The 15,968-nt window shown below is 60.9% G+C and carries 17 protein-coding genes; 12 read left to right on the top strand and 5 right to left on the bottom strand.

The window, feature by feature from the left end; all coding sequences use genetic code 11:
* Positions 1-9 precede the first annotated feature (9 nt).
* The 3 genes from HMPREF2820_RS10835 to HMPREF2820_RS08135 all read left to right on the top strand — a co-directional run bounded on the left by HMPREF2820_RS10835 (position 10) and on the right by HMPREF2820_RS08135 (position 1,734).
* A complete protein-coding gene (locus HMPREF2820_RS10835; RefSeq protein ID WP_005511670.1) occupies positions 10-171 on the top strand; it encodes a Sp36 family protein in 162 nt (53 codons plus the stop codon).
* Positions 172-306: 135 nt separating this feature from the next.
* Positions 307-783, top strand: coding sequence for a RidA family protein (locus HMPREF2820_RS08140; protein WP_070603597.1), 477 nt, complete (start codon positions 307-309; stop codon positions 781-783).
* Positions 784-918: 135 nt separating this feature from the next.
* On the top strand, positions 919-1,734 hold the full coding sequence (locus HMPREF2820_RS08135) for an MBL fold metallo-hydrolase (protein ID WP_005511689.1): 816 nt from the start codon (positions 919-921) through the stop codon (positions 1,732-1,734).
* Between the two features lie 237 nt (positions 1,735-1,971).
* Here HMPREF2820_RS08135 and HMPREF2820_RS08130 read toward each other — a convergent pair whose 3' ends face one another.
* Positions 1,972-2,229, bottom strand: a complete 258-nt coding sequence (locus HMPREF2820_RS08130; protein ID WP_141751992.1) for a hypothetical protein — start codon at positions 2,227-2,229, stop codon at positions 1,972-1,974.
* A 114-nt stretch (positions 2,230-2,343) separates the two neighbouring features.
* Complete coding sequence (glxR, locus tag HMPREF2820_RS08125; RefSeq protein WP_005511668.1) at positions 2,344-3,027, bottom strand: CRP-like cAMP-activated global transcriptional regulator GlxR; 684 nt, start codon at positions 3,025-3,027, stop codon at positions 2,344-2,346.
* A gap of 500 nt (positions 3,028-3,527) precedes the next feature.
* Between glxR and nth the strand changes: the two genes are divergently transcribed.
* Genes nth through HMPREF2820_RS08105 form a run of 4 tightly spaced genes read left to right on the top strand, consistent with a single transcriptional unit; the run spans position 3,528 to position 7,282 of the window.
* Positions 3,528-4,457, top strand: a complete 930-nt coding sequence (gene nth, locus HMPREF2820_RS08120) for an endonuclease III (protein ID WP_168164050.1) — start codon at positions 3,528-3,530, stop codon at positions 4,455-4,457.
* 16 nt (positions 4,458-4,473) lie between these two features.
* On the top strand, positions 4,474-5,235 hold the full coding sequence (locus HMPREF2820_RS08115) for a TlpA family protein disulfide reductase (RefSeq protein ID WP_070603595.1): 762 nt from the start codon (positions 4,474-4,476) through the stop codon (positions 5,233-5,235).
* Positions 5,232-6,089, top strand: a complete 858-nt coding sequence (locus tag HMPREF2820_RS08110) for an NUDIX hydrolase (RefSeq protein ID WP_016421925.1) — start codon at positions 5,232-5,234, stop codon at positions 6,087-6,089. The genes HMPREF2820_RS08115 and HMPREF2820_RS08110 overlap by 4 nt, the downstream gene beginning before the upstream one ends.
* On the top strand, positions 6,086-7,282 hold the full coding sequence (locus HMPREF2820_RS08105) for a MarP family serine protease (RefSeq protein ID WP_049189453.1): 1,197 nt from the start codon (positions 6,086-6,088) through the stop codon (positions 7,280-7,282). Before HMPREF2820_RS08110 ends, HMPREF2820_RS08105 begins: the two co-directional genes overlap by 4 nt.
* Before the next feature lie 44 nt (positions 7,283-7,326).
* Here the strand turns inward: HMPREF2820_RS08105 and HMPREF2820_RS08100 are convergent, their stop codons facing one another.
* Positions 7,327-8,304 (bottom strand): alpha/beta fold hydrolase, encoded by a 978-nt coding sequence (locus HMPREF2820_RS08100; RefSeq protein ID WP_070603594.1) that lies wholly within the window; start codon positions 8,302-8,304, stop codon positions 7,327-7,329.
* 93 nt (positions 8,305-8,397) lie between these two features.
* Positions 8,398-8,898 carry a phage holin family protein gene (locus tag HMPREF2820_RS08095; protein ID WP_016421928.1) on the bottom strand — a complete coding sequence of 167 codons (501 nt, stop codon included), beginning with the start codon at positions 8,896-8,898 and terminating at the stop codon, positions 8,398-8,400.
* 204 nt (positions 8,899-9,102) lie between these two features.
* Here HMPREF2820_RS08095 and HMPREF2820_RS08090 point away from each other — a divergent pair, with 204 nt between their 5' ends.
* A complete protein-coding gene (locus HMPREF2820_RS08090) occupies positions 9,103-10,110 on the top strand; it encodes a Fic family protein (protein WP_083308460.1) in 1,008 nt (335 codons plus the stop codon).
* A gap of 24 nt (positions 10,111-10,134) precedes the next feature.
* On the opposite strand, the gene HMPREF2820_RS08085 is transcribed toward HMPREF2820_RS08090, so the two are convergent.
* Positions 10,135-11,034: an HAD family hydrolase gene (locus tag HMPREF2820_RS08085; protein ID WP_083308459.1), complete on the bottom strand. Its 900-nt coding sequence runs from the start codon at positions 11,032-11,034 to the stop codon at positions 10,135-10,137.
* Positions 11,035-11,713: 679 nt separating this feature from the next.
* Between HMPREF2820_RS08085 and HMPREF2820_RS08080 the strand changes: the two genes are divergently transcribed.
* From HMPREF2820_RS08080 to HMPREF2820_RS08065, 4 genes are read left to right on the top strand one after another with little or no spacing between them, the layout of a single operon-like run.
* Positions 11,714-13,123: a CpaE-like family protein gene (locus tag HMPREF2820_RS08080; RefSeq protein WP_246822243.1), complete on the top strand. Its 1,410-nt coding sequence runs from the start codon at positions 11,714-11,716 to the stop codon at positions 13,121-13,123.
* The gene (locus HMPREF2820_RS08075; RefSeq protein ID WP_070642808.1) at positions 13,116-14,261 is read left to right on the top strand and encodes a TadA family conjugal transfer-associated ATPase; all 1,146 of its coding nucleotides are present in this window, start codon (positions 13,116-13,118) and stop codon (positions 14,259-14,261) included. Before HMPREF2820_RS08080 ends, HMPREF2820_RS08075 begins: the two co-directional genes overlap by 8 nt.
* 54 nt (positions 14,262-14,315) lie before the next feature.
* Positions 14,316-15,206, top strand: a complete 891-nt coding sequence (locus HMPREF2820_RS08070) for a type II secretion system F family protein (RefSeq protein ID WP_070603591.1) — start codon at positions 14,316-14,318, stop codon at positions 15,204-15,206.
* Positions 15,203-15,856, top strand: a complete 654-nt coding sequence (locus HMPREF2820_RS08065; RefSeq protein WP_070603590.1) for a type II secretion system F family protein — start codon at positions 15,203-15,205, stop codon at positions 15,854-15,856. Before HMPREF2820_RS08070 ends, HMPREF2820_RS08065 begins: the two co-directional genes overlap by 4 nt.
* Positions 15,857-15,968 lie beyond the last annotated feature (112 nt).

The raw sequence follows: 15,968 nt of genomic DNA, 5'->3' as shown, positions 1-15,968 counted from the left end.
GTAGCTTCCATGACTACTAAATGGGAATACTTCACCGCACCGCTGCTCATTCACAACACCAAGGCCATCCTGGACAACTTTGGTGAGGACGGCTGGGAACTTGTCACTGTTCTCCCGGGTCCGACCGGCGAAAACCACGTCGGTTACTTCAAGCGCCCGAAGGCTGACTAATTACCTCAGTGTCTAGCACCTAACTAACAACGGCGGTTGTGCTTTCGATTGGCAGCTGACTAACAGTTGGCTGCCATCTTGCTTTGTCCGGCTTTATTCGTCGGGCCCCAGTCGCCGTGGAAAGGCTTAACTCAAATGAGCAACTCTGAATCTCGCACTCCGTCCCAGGCCCTCGAGGACCTGGGGCTTACTCTGCCTGCCGTTGCCGCGCCAGTTGCGGCCTACGTACCCGCAACGCGCACGGGCAACCTCGTTTTCACCTCCGGTCAGCTCCCATTCGTTAACGGCGAGCTCACCCACGTCGGCCACGTCGGCGCAGAAGTCACTGCTGAGGAGGCCAAGGAGGCCGCCCGCACCTGCGCTCTTAACGCTTTGGCCGCAGTCGATGCTGAGGTTGGCCTAGACAATGTCGCCCGCATCGTGAAGGTCGTCGGCTTCGTCAATTCCGCCGCCGGATTCACTGGTCAGCCGGGCGTTATCAATGGAGCCTCGGAACTCTTCGGCGAGGTCTTCGGTGAACGCGGCCAGCACGCTCGTTCAGCAGTGGGTGTGAATCAGCTTCCGCTGGACGCTCCCGTGGAAGTCGAGATCATCGTTGAAGTAGCCCAGTAGCTGCTGTGTTTGCTGCCGTGAGCAGCGGGAATGCTGCGTTCTCCGAGTCGTCGTAAAGCGTGTTTACACCCAAATGAGCCGAATTGGACGACGTGGCGCGCTCCCCGGATTGCGCAACCACGTAGGATAGAGGACATGGAGCATCCTGCGTATAGCCAACTGCGTCAGATTTCTCAGTCTGTGGGCGTCGTTCTGTGCCCGAACCCCAGCTACTCTTCGCTGGAGGGTACGAACTCCTACGTTATTAAGGCTGAGGGGGATAGCCGCAGCATTGTCATCGATCCGGGCCCGGAGGACGAGGGACACCTGAACGTCCTGCAGCGTTATGCCGGCGACGTTGCGTTGATTCTGCTGACGCACCGTCATGGCGACCATGCTGATGGCGCCGCACGTTTCCGCCAGCTCACCGGCGCGCCGATTCGTGAGCTGGAGTCTCAGTACTGCGCGGGAGGTCAGGATCCGCTTGTCGACGGCGAACGTATCGTCCTCGACGGAGTGACTCCGCAGATTGAGGTCGTGGCAACCCCTGGTCATACCGCTGATTCCGTCTGCTTCTTCATCCACACTGGTGATGGCGAGGACGATGTTGAAGGCATCGTTACCGGTGACACAATCGCTGGCCGCCACACCACTATGATCTCGGAGACCGACGGCGACCTGGGTAAGTATATGGAAACCCTGAAAATGCTGGATTCGCGCGGCAAGGGTGTTCGTCTGCTGCCTGGTCATGGTGCTGACCTGCCGGATATCACTGTAATGACGCAGAAGTACATTGAGCGTCGTAAGCTGCGCCTGCAGCAGGTGAAGGATGCCGTTGCCAAGCTGGGCGACGAAGCTACAGTCGACCAGATTGTGGATGAGATTTACACCGATGTCGATCCGGTGCTGCGTCATGCTGCTGAGCAGTCGACTCGTGTGACCCTGCGCTACCTGCGCGATCACGGGGAGTAATTGCTGGGCTTTGGCTTCGGCTTGGGCTTTGGCTTTGGCTTCGGCTTGGGCTTCGGCCAGTTGCTGGGCTGGTCTGGGCTGGGCTTAATTGAGACTGGGCTGAAGCCGAGCTTGAGTGAAGCTGAGCTTGACTCACCGCATGAAAAGAGCGTGTGACCTGCAGTTTTGCGGGTTGCGCGCTTATTGTTTGGGCTAGTGCTGGTTGGGGTGGGTTGGGGTGGCCTCGTTGGGGGCAGCTCAATCACTTATCGATGAGGTATCCACTTGTCGATGAGCTATAGCGCGCGCATAAGTGAACAGCGCATCGACAAGTGATTGATGCGGGGAGAAATCGGTGAATGGTGCATCGATAGGTGCCGGGAAAGCATCGATAAGTGGCAGAAAAGCGTCGATAAGTGCGCCAAACTTGGCCGGCATGGCAGGCCAGCGGGCCAGGTCAGCATGCCAGGCCAGCGGGGAAGACAACAAAAATCCCGCGAGCCTCATGCGTTTCATGTGCTCCTACGGGAACCGGGGATCCAAAAGCAGAGGCTGCGGGATGTGAGTCGTTTGGGCAGCGCCACAAGCGCAACAAGCTAACGTGCGCCACAAGCTAACGTGCGCAACAAGCTAACGTGCGCGGCGGGCCAAACGCTCCGTATCGGAGATGAGTACGGACTTGCCCTCAAGGCGAATCCAGCCGCGGTGGGCGAACTCTGCCAGAGCCTTGTTAACGGTCTCTCGGGAGGCGCCGACGAGCTGTGCGATTTCCTCCTGAGTCAGGTCGTGGTTCACGCGGAGAGCAGAACCTTCCTGAACACCGAAGCGATTGGCCAGCTGAAGCAGGGACTTAGCAACGCGACCTGGGACGTCGGTGAAAATGAGGTCAGCCAGTGAATTGTTGGTGCGGCGCAGACGGCGGGCCAGCATGCGCAGCAGCTGAGCTGGAACATCAGGGTGTGAACCAACCCATTCCTGCAGCTGATCGGCACTCATGGACGCGGCGGAAACTTCGGTGACGCAGACCGCCGAGGAGGTGCGCGGGCCCGGGTCGAAGATGGAGAGCTCGCCGAACATGTCGGATGGGCCCATGATGGTCAACAGGTTTTCACGACCGTCGGCTGAGCGACGAGCCAGCTTCACCTTGCCATCAATAATGATGTAGAGCCGATCGCCCGGCTCACCCTCATTGAAGATGGTGGTTCCACGCGGGAAGCGAACCGTCTCGAGCTCACCGAGCAGGGCCTGCACAGCCTCCTGGTCAACTCCCTGAAATACACCGGCCCGGGAGAGAATCTCCTTGACGTCATCCACGGTAAAATTCTCCTGTCTTTGGCCACTAACCACCGTAAATACAGGCCAGCAGCCACCAAATTAACACTCGACTACAGATTGCAGTGGCCAAACAGGAAGAGAAACTGCCCCGTCCCACTAGTCCCACTACTTTCGGTCTTTCCCGGTAACGCCGCTGCCAGCTTTCAAGGCAGGTTCATCCCTGGACGAATTTCACGACAAATCGCCTCTACAGATGCATCCCAAAACTACGCCGTCACCAAGATGTGATAAGCACCACTGTAGCAAAAGAGCCACTGCGCCTGTGGGGAATTCTGGTGAAAAGCCGCTGAACTGTGTATTTATAACTAACAATTCGCTAACGGTGTTCCAAGATGTGGTGGGGCATGACTTCTTTGGTTTTTGACCGAATATGCCCGAGCTGCTACCGGTTCCATCCGCATCCCGGACGAATCTAAAGATTCGGCCCGCGAAAAGTGCGCACGCGAATTGCAATCCGGGGTAGCCGATACACTACGACCATGGATACGACCGGCAAGGCATCGTCGTTAAGCACGCACCAGATAAGCAAACCCCAACCCACGCACCCGCAGGGCTCTCTGACGTCGAAGAAGCGTCGGGCGGTGGGGGCGCATCCGGCGGCGCGGGGGAAGGAGACGCACCTGGGTATGGTGCGGCGCGCGCGGCGGATTAACCGCACGCTGGCGGTGGCGTACCCGAATGCTCACTGTGAGCTGGACTTTCGTAATCCGTATGAGCTCGCGGTGGCGACGATTCTGTCGGCGCAGTGTACGGACGTGCGGGTGAATATGACCACGCCGGCGTTGTTCGCTAGGTACCCCAGCCCGGCCGATTTGGCGGTTGCGAATCAGGAGGAGGTCGAGGAGCTCGTTCGACCGACGGGTTTCTATAGGAATAAGGCTGCGAACATTATCGGTTTTGCGCAGGGGGTGATGGAGCAGCACGGCGGCGAGGTCCCGGGCACGTTGGAGGAGCTGGTGAAGCTGCCGGGCGTGGGGCGAAAGACGGCAAATGTGGTGTTGGGGAATGCTTTTGGGGTGCCGGGTTTGACGGTCGATACGCATTTTGGGCGTCTGGTGCGGCGCATGGGCCTCACGGAGCAGGAAGATCCGGTGCGCGTGGAGCACGAGATGATGGAGGTGCTGCCGCGCGCGGAGTGGACGTGGTTTTCGCATCGGCTGATTTTCCACGGTCGCCGGGTGTGCCATTCGCGCCGGGCGGCGTGCGGGGCGTGCTTCTTGGCGGCGGATTGCCCGTCGTACGGCATCGCGGGTCCGGCGGAGCCGGAGACTGCGGAGAAGTTGATTAAGTCAGACGACAGGGAATGGCTTCTCTACCTGGCCGGTCTTAATGACGGCTACAGTGGGGAGGAACTTTCCGCGCTTGACGACGGGGATAGCGCGCGCAACACCACAGCGACACAGGACTAGTCGAGGAGCACTTTTCGTGAATGAGCAGGGCGGTCATAGTCACAATGGTGGCCACTATGAGGATCGGCAGGCGGACGTTAACCGTTCGGCATCGCTGATTACGCTGCTCATCGCGGGAGTTAGCATTGTGGGTCTGGTGATTTTCGCGATTGTGAATACCACTGGTGGCAATGACGAGGCCGACGGTGGTGGGACCGGATCTGGTGTGAGTGTCGGTGCGGATGGCGCTGGCAATGGTGATGGCGCTGGCAGTGAGGGTGAAGTGGATGGTGCACCGGCAGCGCCAGCGATGTCGAAGGATGAGATCGCGGCGGTAGCGGGTAGTGGCTCGCTGACCAGTGTGCGCTTGCCGCTGTTGGCGGAGTCGGGAGACTCGGCAGGCCAGGACAACGAGGCTGGGCAAGTGGAACTGGTGGACATGGGGCAGGTCGTCGAGGGCAAGCCGACGGTGCTTAATGTCTGGGCGTGGAACTGTGCGCCGTGTCGCCAAGAGCTACCGCTTATTGAGCAATGGGCCAAGGACAATCCGGACGTGCAGGTGGCGACGGTGCATGCGGCTCGCGAGGCGGGGCGTGGCCAGGCCTTCCTGCAGGAAATCGGAGTGAAGCTACCGACCTACTCGGACACGGTCGACGTGGTCGGACCAGCGTTGAATCTACCGCGAGTTGTGCCCATCACCGTGGTGTTTAAGGCAGATGGCACGGTGGCGACTATTCATCCTGGTGAATTCACCGATGCGCAGCAGATTACTGATCTCGTGCGAGGTGCATTGAAGTGACTCAGGGACAGTCGTGGAATCGTGACGCAAGCTCGGGGCTGTATCTGCCGAAGTGGTTGACCAATAGTTTGCCGCCGCACCTGGTCAGCGCTGATCACGACGCGGCAGGTCACGCCAGCAGCGCCAGCCACGCCACAACAGGCCACTCGGAGCAGCAGGTGGCCGGCCGCTCCGCTTCGTCGTCAAGCGTGAAGCGCGCGTTTGCGAAGTTGCGGCGAGACTCCTCGACGCAGGAGAAACCGTTGCGGAATCCGGCGCGGTCGGCGGTGTTGGTGCTGATCAGCGGTGATGCGGAGGCGCACCAGCGGCCGGAGGATGCCAGCGTGGTACTTACGCACAGAGCGACAACCCTGCGTAAGCATGCAGGCCAGATGGCTTTTCCGGGCGGTCGTGTCGATCCCGAGGATGTGGATGAAATCGATACCGCGCTGCGTGAAGCCGAGGAAGAAACCGGCCTGAACCGAGAGACGGTGACGCCGGTGCGGGTGCTGGACTCGATTGACATTTCGCGGACTGGCTTCGCGGTGAATCCGGTGTTGGCGTATTGGCATGCACCGCATCCGCTGCGTGTGGTCGACCCTGCAGAGACGGAATCGGTGCTCAATGTGCCAATTAGCCATCTGACGAATCCGGACAACCGCATGATGCTGGGCTATCACGGCTGGACAGGGCCAGCATTTAAGGTTGGTGACTTCGTCGTTTGGGGCTTTACCGGCGGCGTGCTGTCCTACTTGCTAGACGTGGCCGGCTGGTCGGAACCGTGGGACGACACCAACGTGCAGAAACTTTTGCCGGTGCTCGCGCGTTCCGCTAATGGTGAAAAACTGTCCGTACTGAAGGGAGGCCGACGATGATGCCTGCAATCGCTGTGTTTGACGTTGCGCTGCTGGCGGTCTTCATTTTCGCGCTTATCGTCGGCTGGCAGCAGGGCGCCGTCTCGTCGATTATGGCCATTTTGGGCGTTGTCCTGGGCTTGGTCATTGGTGTGCCCTTGGCGCCGCTAGCTATGGCGCAGGTCGAGAACCAGTCGGGAAAGGTTCTTCTGGGCCTCGGCACGGTGATTCTGTTGGCGTTGATTGGTCATGCGGTGGGAACAGTGGCGGGGCAGTCGCTGCGGAATACCATTCGCTCGCCGCTGGCAGTCGGCCTGGATTCTAGCCTCGGTGCCATCGTGCAGTCCGTGACGGCGCTGGTAGTGACATGGATGATCGCCGTGCCGCTGGCCACCGCCGTGCCCGGGCAGTTCGCCGACTGGGTGCGTGAGTCCAAGGGCATGAACCTCATTGACCAGGTCGCGCCCGACGAATGGAGTGACGGCTTCAGTGGCATCCTCCGTCAGCTTCGCGATGATGGAATGCCCGCCATCGCTCCGCCATTCGGCTACAAGCAGAACGTCCCCGATGAGCCCGCCGACCCCAATGTGATTTCACAAGGTGTCGTCGACAGTATTCGACCGTCCATCGTCCGCGTCTTGGGCGAGGCCCCGCAGTGTGAACGCTTGCTGCAGGGTACTGGCTTTGTCATCGCGCCGGATTTGATTCTGACAAACGCGCACGTGGTCGCTGGCGCCACCACTGTTCGGCTGGAAACCGTGGTCGGCATGGCTGACGCGAACGTCGTGCACTACGATCCGCTTGACGACGTCGCACTGCTCCGAACCACCGACCTACCCCTGGAGCCCATGCAGTGGGCGGATCAGGAAGCTCGTCCGGGCGATGACGCGGTAGTGCTGGGCTTTCCCGAGTCCGGCCCCTTTAAGGCCACACCTGCGCGCGTGACGGAGAACATCATTATTCGAGGCCCGGATATTTATTCGTCGACTCGGCACGAGCGTCAGTCCTATGTTCTGAAGGCGGATGTGCGCCACGGCAACTCGGGCGGCCCACTGATTACGCCGCAGGGCCAGATCCTGGGCTTGGTCTTCGGTGCCGGTGTGAACAATGACCAGACTGGTTACGCGCTGACGCACGCCGAGGTCCAGCCACACATCGATGAGGCGATGAATAACTACGGGGCCATCGGCACGCAGCAGTGCGTGGCGGGGTAAGCGGAAAGTTGTGTGGGGCGCGCCAGCCCCAGCCGAGCCGGAGTCTAAGACCCCTCTGGCAACCAGTGCAGGTGATCCCTGATTGCCTGCACCACAGCCTGCGGTTTCTCTGCCGGCAGGAAGTGCCCGCAATCCGGCACAACGCGCACGTGACTCGAGCTGAGCTCCACTAGCGCACGTGGGGTACGAGTGTCCTGCTCGCCGACGAGCAGCACCGTGTGCTCATCGCTTTTCGACGACCCCTCCATCGCGCCCAACCACTTGCGGAAAGCGGCCGGAGCCGGTCGCGTCCACCAATTCATGTGAGCCAGTGCAGGGCGGAGTGCACCACTGGCCAGGCTGTCAGCCATGAGTTCCGCGGTTTGTTTCCCCGTAGGGGTCTCGGCAAACCCCTGCCCGGTGGTGGACATGGACTCGCGCACGATGCGGTCAATGAGCCGCTGCTGGCGAGCCTCAGCCGCCTGCGTGCTGAACTTATTGCGACGCAACTGCGGTACCCGTGGCCGCGAATCCCACCATGAACGGCGCAGCAGCGGGGCCAGGCTACTGCGGAAGTCCTCCGACCACGGGCTCTTCAACTGGTTCAGCCACACTTTCGGATGTGCAGCACCACAACCAATAATTCCGGAGACAAGATTGGGCTGCCGCGAAGCCAACGTCCACGCCACCCAGGTGCCGAACCCCTGACAGACCAGCAGCGCGGTCGAGTGCCCCAACGAGCGAATCGATGAGGCGATGTCCTGGGCCGCCTCAAACGGATCGTAGCCTTGCGGTGTTCGGTCGGACTGACCGTAGCCACGCATAGAGATAGCCACAGCGTGCACGGGGAGGGGGTCGCCCGAGTCGTCGTTAAGCAGTGGCAGAACCTCGCGCCATTCAAACCAACCGCCAGTCGAGCCGTGAATAAACAACACGAGCGGATCGGAGGGGCGGCCGCACTCGGCGATGTGTAGGCGCTGGCCGCGGACGTGAATGAGACGATGACGCCAGGGGCCAGTGAGAGAATCGCTGAGGGAGGTCATGAGGGGAAAATACCTTTTCCGAAGGGCTTAAACCGGGACTGAATAAGACAAAAGGGCGAGACCAACAAGTCCCGCCCAATTTCTTTTAAGCCTTTAGGTGTACATACCGTTCGACTGCGAAGACTTCTTCGCCGACCCCGACGGCACGACCCCCTTCAGCTCCTGCATCGACTCGATGGTCTTCTCCGGCTTGCGGATCGACTTGACCTTCTTCAGACCCAGCAGTGCTGCAACACCGGCGATGACCAGCATCAGAACGAAAACGATGAGGAACGCAGCCCAGGTTGGCAGCCAAACATCCAGCAGCCAGCCGAGGAAGAAGAAAAAGAAGAACGAGGAGTACAGTGCGACGACGCCGGCAACCGCGAAGAAGCCACCGCCAACTGCGCCCTTCTTAGCCTCGCCAGCAATTTCGGCCTTGGCCAGCTCAATCTCAGAGCGAACCAGAGCGGAAATCTGCGAAGAAGCATTAGACACGAGCTGGCCGACGCTAGCATCACCCGATGCGTTGCTATCCACATCACTCAGCGGGATAGCGGTAACACGCGGTTCGGTGCCGTCGGTAAAGAGACCCTTCGTATCGTCGTTGCTCACGTGTACTTCCTCCTACGCAGATGGTTGGAAAAGATGGTTTGAAACTTTAAAACTGCAGTTACAAACTGCCATACTACCTCTGATTGTGGGTAGGGCGCGCCATAAGGGCGAAAAAGCCAAGAACTCGTTGAAGTTTTTCTCATCTTTGACCATTTCTATATAAGTTTGTCACTTACTTAGCGGTGAAGAATTAGGGTGTGGGATATGAACAATCAGCCTGAGAACGTGCGTGGAGCCGATGGAATTGGCGCCGGTGCTGGCAACGGTGTCGGCAATGGCGCCGGTGTCGGAAAGGGTGGCCTAGCTGGCATGAGCCTGGGTGTGTCCTCCGTGTCGGCGAAGAAGCGCGCAGAGCGTGAGGCAGCGCAGGCGAAGGCATCTGAATCGGGTGCCGGTGGCGCTGACAGTGCTCCCGCCGCTGCTATTCCGCAGCTTGACCCCAAAGACCCCCTCGCGCCCCTGTGGCAGCTCGACGGCGTTGCACACGCGGCTGATGTTGCGGCCAAGGCCATCCAGTCCGTCCACAGGCACAAGGCCAACCTGCGCAAGCACAACGTCACCGGCTCCGAGTCGGTCCTGCGTGGCGCTCGGGCATCGGCGTGGCTAGAAGGCGGCGAGCCATCGCTTCCCGACGACGGCAACATCACCGACCCCGTACTCGCAGCAGCCCTGCGGGTTGCCGACACCATTTCCCCGGAGTCAATTGGTGAGACCACCCGCGTGTGGCAGCGCGCTCCGCAGCAGGTGCTGGCCAAGTTTGCGTTGAACGCATCGCCCGCAGGTGAAACTGAAGACGGTTCCGAGGCGCGGATGAAGGCCGGCCGTCCGGTCGGTGACGACAAGCTCTCGTCCGCGATGAAGGAGCAGCGTCTGCACGTGCTCGGTGACTTCATCACTGGCCGCAGCCAAATCCATGCTGGCGTGCTCTCGGCGATTGTGCACGGTGAGCTGCTGACTCTGCGCCCCTTCGAGTATCACAACGGCATCATCGCCCGCGCCGCCTCGCGACTGACAACTGTCGCAACCGGCCTGGATCCGCGTGGCTTGGCCGTGCCCGAGGTCTACTGGACCCGCCACCGCCAGGAGTATTTCGAGGCTGCAGAGGGGTTCGCGTCGGGAAGCGCCGATGGCCTGCGTGCGTGGATTCTCCTGCACCTGGAAGGGCTGAAGGCCGGTGCCGTGGAAGCACGCGGTATCGCCGAAGCGGTGTAGGCAGGCCGGCTGCTGGATGGTGAGTTAGTCGGCCTTTGGCTCGTCGTCGTTTTTGCGCAGTGCCAATAGCGTCGCACCCGCGCCAAGCGCCAGTGTGACGCCGGCAAGAATTGCAGCATTGCGTTTCGACGGCGCGCGAAACAGCGGGACGGGATTCCGGAATTGGCGCACAGGCCACTCACGTTCCGTCGCAATCTTGCGCAGAGCGCGATCGGGATTGACCACAACGGGATGGCCGACTGCAGACAGCATGGGCTCATCAGTGATGGAATCCGAGTACGCAAAGCATTCGGCCAGGTCGAACTGGCGCTTTTCCGCTATCCGACGCATCTGCACAGCCTTGTTTTCGCCCCGGCAGAAGAACTCCGTTTCACCCGTGAAGAGCCCATCGCGGACCTCCAGCTCGGTGGCCACCACGTTGTAGACACCGAGCGCCTGCGCAATGGGCTCAACAATCTGCCGAGCCGATGCCGAGATAATGAACACCTGATGCCCCTGTGCGCGGTGTTCACGAATGAGCTCCAATGCCTCGGCGTAGATGTACGGCGTGATGTTCTGCTCTAGGGTTTCGATGGCGACCTGGCGCAGCTCCCTGGCGCTGTGACCAGCGATAAGGGCGGAAAACTGCTCGCGGGTGGCCTCCATTTGCGCCTCATCGTGCCCCTGCGACATGTACAGGGCATGGCTGAGCGCCATTTGCAGCATGTCTGTCGGCGAAATGATGCCGCGCTCGAGGAATTGCTTGTTGAACGCATATGCCGAGCTCTTGGCAATAATGGTTTTATCCAGGTCAAAGAACGCAGCGACGCGAGAGTCAGCGGTGGCGTGGAGGCCTGCAGCGATTTGGGCATCTTTAGAGCTGCTCGTGTCCGTAGAAGCGCGCGGCTGCGGCGTTGTTGAAGCCTTGTTCTCGCCGGTGTTCATAGACTCCGAGCTTACCCATGGATGTCGGGCTCGGGGAGAGCATTATGAGTGTTTAACTGCTGGGTGGGGGACTGGGGCGATTGGGGCGGTGGCGGTCGTGGGGGCTTGGCGGCGATTGGGGCGCGGCATTTCCTGGGCGCGATTAATCGAGGAAACGTGACATCGAACATATTGGGCATTAAATCCTTTGTAAGGTATTTGCAGATTCCTCGGGATATGTAATACTTGGACGTGGCTGGCCCCTTCTTGTTCTTTTTAGAAACAGACTGCGAGGCCGCCCCGGCTCAATCCCCCCCCGAGCCGGTTAAAGACGCCTCGCGCCAATCCCCCCCCGGCGCGGGGCGTCGCCCCTTTTTGGCCCAATGTTGAGGGGTACGTAGTAAAAATTGCGGGCTGCAAATGTGAAACTGTATGAGTTTATGACACTTTCAAGTCATTTTTCGTGCCATTTTTGTCATAAACACAGTCACTAACTCGCATCGACCCAACGCCACCTGACATAAACGCAGTCACTAACTTGCATTGGCTAGGCCGCGCAGTAGTCATGCTACGCAGTAGCATAAGGCAAAGGCGACGTGGCGTTCTGCAGTTATCCACAGTCTGAAAATTATCCACAGACAGCGAGGTTTTGGCCCCTTGTGGGCATCATTGAATCCGCCCTGTAGTGCACGCTATGGCCATGGCGATCAAGAAACTGTCCATGGCTCAGCGAACCGAGGCTCCAACAAATCCAGTAGTCAACGCCGTCGATGATGAAGCGCTGCGTGAAGAGGTTGCGCTCATAGTCGCTGCTACCGGTCGTGACTGTGTGCAGGAGACCGTGCCACCTGTGGCTGCAGCGTCAGTGGCCGCACAAACATTTGCTTCGCCGCCAGCATCACTATCATCATCAGCCCCAGAGCCTTCCCCATCGTCAGTATCGACAGGAGCGGGAGTGTCATCGGCCCTGTGGCGTCGGGCACCAGCGGTGTTCGTCGATGCACCGGCAGCCCGAAGATTGACCGGACGGCCTCATAGTGAGGGAGCGATCTTCCTGGTCCGCAGTGATACTGAGGCGGAAGATGTGCAGGTAGCGAAGGTTTTAGCGCCTGTTTACAGCGCCAGTTTGCCCGCGGATAACGTCGATATTGTCGAACTGCTCGGTCGTGGCGACGTACGCCCGGATGCTCCGAATCCCACCGATCACCAAAACGGCTCGAGCCTCCTGAACCACCATCAGAACCCAGCGTCACCTGCAAGCACCGACGTGATTACAGCGCCAGGTACAGAACCCGTACCGAACGTGCCGGCAATTACAACCGATTCCTCGGCAACGTGCCTGATGTTGGTTCCTGCGGTCGGCGGTGCCGGTGCTTCCATCGCGGCGGCAGCGAGTGCATTGGTTCTTTCCCGCGAAAGGCCCATCTGCTTGGTGGATGCGGACGCGCTGGCGGGAGGCATTGATCTGGTGCTCGGGATGGAAACGGAACCGGGATTGAGGTGGCAAGATTTCTCGGCTGCTGATGGCCGTCTCGACGGGGCGGCACTCTACGAAGCACTGCCATCCTGCCCGCGATCGCCCGCGCTGAAAGTGTTGACGTGGACTCGCAGTCGCACGCCCGAGACGACTTACAACCACGCCTCTGCGAACAACAAATTCGACAGCGCCGACAGAACCGACAGAATCGACAGGCCCGACGATGTCCGGCACATTGCCAGCACCATTAGTTGCCTTATTCATGCCGGAATTACGGTCATCGTGGACTGCCCGAAGCAGGTGGAGTACGTCACCACTCTCGGCGCGCTTGCCGATGACACCGTCATAGTCCTGCCCACCTCCGTTCGAGCCATCGCAGCCGCTGGCCCCTTGGCGAGCATCTGTGCACAAGCGGGGTTCACCCCAAATCTTGCAGTGAGGTACCAGCAGTACCGCGATATCAGTGTCGAAGAGGTGGAATACGCTCTCGACCTGCCTATTGTTGGTGAGATTGAGTACTGCAAGAAGGTAGCTCACGAGATAGATGTGGGCGGGCTCGCTGGGGCCGTCGGCAAGCTGACGCGGGGATTGGAAGCGATGTTTGCCCTTGTCGGCGGTGGTGGCGATGGATGACGTCAGGCTGTTGGCGGCGGTGCGGACGGCGCTTGCGGAGCGGCCTGGGGTGGCATCGCATAGCGAGGTCGCCGACATCATTCGCGCAGAGACCTCGGGGGTTGTCTCCGATGTGAAGGTGCTGGAGATTCTGCGCACGATTCGCGAGGAAACGGTGGGCGCGGGTGTGTTGGATGCGCTGTTGCGACGCCCGGGTGTCAGCGATGTGCTGGTCACCGCGCCGGGCGAGGTCTGGGTCGACGCCGGCAACGGACTGGAGCGCGCCGAGATTTCCTTCGCGGACGAGGGCGAGGTGCGCGCGTATGCGGTGCGGCTCGCTTCGCGGTGTGGACGAAGGCTTGACGACGCGCAACCCTGGGCCGACGGCCATATTCCTGGCGGTGTCGGCGGCTGTGGTGTGCGAGTTCATGCGGTGCTTTCACCACCGTCGGCGACCGGCACTCAGATTAGCCTGCGGGTGCTGCGTCCGGCTCGTCGCGGACTTGCGGAGCTATGCGATGTCGGGCTATTTCCACCAGAGATTCTGCCGGTGCTCCGGGGAATCGTGGCGGGACAGCTGTCATTTATTGTTGCCGGAGGCACGGGTGCGGGAAAGACCACGCTATTGGCGGCGATGCTCTCAGAAGTTAATCCTGACCAGCGCATTGTGTGTATCGAGGACACTCCGGAGTTGCAACCTCAGCATCCGCATGTGGTGAAGCTGGTGACCAGGGCCGCCAACCTGGAGGGTGCCGGTGCGATTGGGCAGCAGGAGTTGCTGAAGCAGGCGCTGCGCATGCGTCCCGACCGCATTGTCGTCGGGGAGATTCGAGGCGCCGAAGTGGTGGATCTGCTGGCAGCGTTGAACACGGGGCATCGCGGTGGGGCGGGAACAATTCACGCCAACCGCATCGGGGATGTCGTCGCGCGCTTTGAGGCCCTGGGGCTGATCGGTGGCCTTGGTCGCGCCGGGCTGCATGCGCAGTTGGTCTCGGCGGTGCAGGTGGTGTTGGTGGTCGAACGCGCTGATGTTCGCCGGCTGGCTCAGATCGGGCTGCTGAGGGGTAACCCACCGGAGGTTGTGGAGGTCTGGACTGCTCGGGATGGGCCTGGGCCGGGTTGGGAAGCGTTGCAGAAGTTGCTGGTCGGCGGGGAATAACCGGTGGAATGACCAGAGGAAAAGCCAGGGGATTAGACGGGGAGGTTAACAGCTATGGGGGAGGGATTTAGCGTGGCGATGCTCATTGGGGGCGCGGCTGCAGCAGTCGCTATCTGGCCGGACAGCTCGGCGGCGGTGCGCTCGCGAGCACTGGCAGGCCGTGCCCGCGAGGTGTCCGGCGGGCTGAAGTGGTTGCAGCGCATGGTTGGACTTGGTGCTGGTTCCACGGGGTCGAGTGCAGCAACCACTGGCAGTGCGAATCGAACTACAGGGCTATCAATCCTCATCGTTGCAGGCCCGGCGCTCGTGTTGTTGTGGCTCGCCGGGATTCCAGGTGTCATAGCCGGGCTGTTGCTGGGCCGCACCGCAGGGGCAGTAGTGCACGCTGTGGGGGAGAGGCGCTGCGAACGTCGGGAAGCGGACAGCGCTGCGGTAGCGCTGGAAACCTTGACCGCGCAGCTGCGCGCAGGTGCGGCGGCATCACGAGCGCTCAACGCGACAGCGGCGGAATTGCGCAGGTCAGGGGATGAGACTGTGTTGGCTGACCATCTCGCGCACGCGGCGCATCGCGCGAACTTCGCCGACCCGTGGGAGAGCGAAGAATCTTCGGAGCAACTGCGCCGGATTGGGCGTATGTGGACGGTGGCGCAGCAACACGGTCTGAGCTTGGCTGGGTTGCTGGACTGCGCGCGGGGTGATTTGCAGGCTCGTCAGGCGCATCGCTCACAGACGTCTGCCGCGCTGGCGGGACCACGCATGACGATTGCCATTTTGGCATCACTGCCGGTGTTCGGTTTGGTCATGGGGCAAGCGTTCGGAGCGTCCCCATTCGAGTTCCTCAGTCGCGGCATCGGAGGAATCGTGCTGGTCATCGGTGTCGGGCTGGTGTGCGCGGGCATCGAATGGGCCGTCGCCATCATCGATCGCGCGGAGGCCGGACAGTGATCGCCGCCGCACTTCTCATCGCCGTCTACCTCTGCTTGCCGACGTTCAATCCCGTCCGCAGCCGACTGCCCGAATTGGTAGCCGAGTCGGATGCTCGCGCGCGGGGAAGCGTACGCCGGCAGGTGGCCAATCGGGTGTCGCAAATTGTCGCACAGGTGCGGGAACGTGCGCGAACTGTCATTGGCGGTGAGCGCATCAGCCCGGTTGTGCTGCTCGATGCCGCAGCAGCCCTCGACATCATTGGCGCTTGTTTGAGCTCTGGCATGCCGTTGTCACAGGCCATGGCGGCAGCCGCCGATGGTGCAGACCCTGAGCTGGCCGAGCCACTTCGACAGTGTTCCGCCAGGTTGTCCGTGGGCGCGCACTCAGCTTGGGACAGCCTTGCTGCCACACCCGCGCTCGTACCCCTGGCGACAGCTGGGCGCCGCGCAAGCGAATCCGGCACCGTTCTGGCGCAGGCATTGGAAGACACCGCTGCCACGTACCGCAGTCAAGCGCACGATGCGGCGCAAGCCGTCGCCGAAAAGGCAGGTGTCCTCATTGCCGGGCCGCTGGCATTGTGCTTTCTACCCGCGTTTGTGGTGCTGGGGTTGGTGCCCACCATCGCTGGGCTTGCCGACGAAATGTTTGCAGGACTGATGCCGTCATGAAGCGTGGACACTTCTGCGCCAAGCCTCGCGCGCTGGCACGCGCCGAATGTAGTGCTGGTTGCGCTCTCAGCTGTGGCTTCGCTCGGGCGCGCGGGCCGCCTGCCGCGCCGCA

It is taken from the genome of Corynebacterium sp. HMSC064E08, assembly GCF_001811805.1.
GTDB classification, from domain to species: domain Bacteria; phylum Actinomycetota; class Actinomycetes; order Mycobacteriales; family Mycobacteriaceae; genus Corynebacterium; species Corynebacterium jeikeium_D.
Note: the sequence above shows the minus strand (reverse complement) of the source record. Positions and strands in the feature narration are given on the sequence as shown.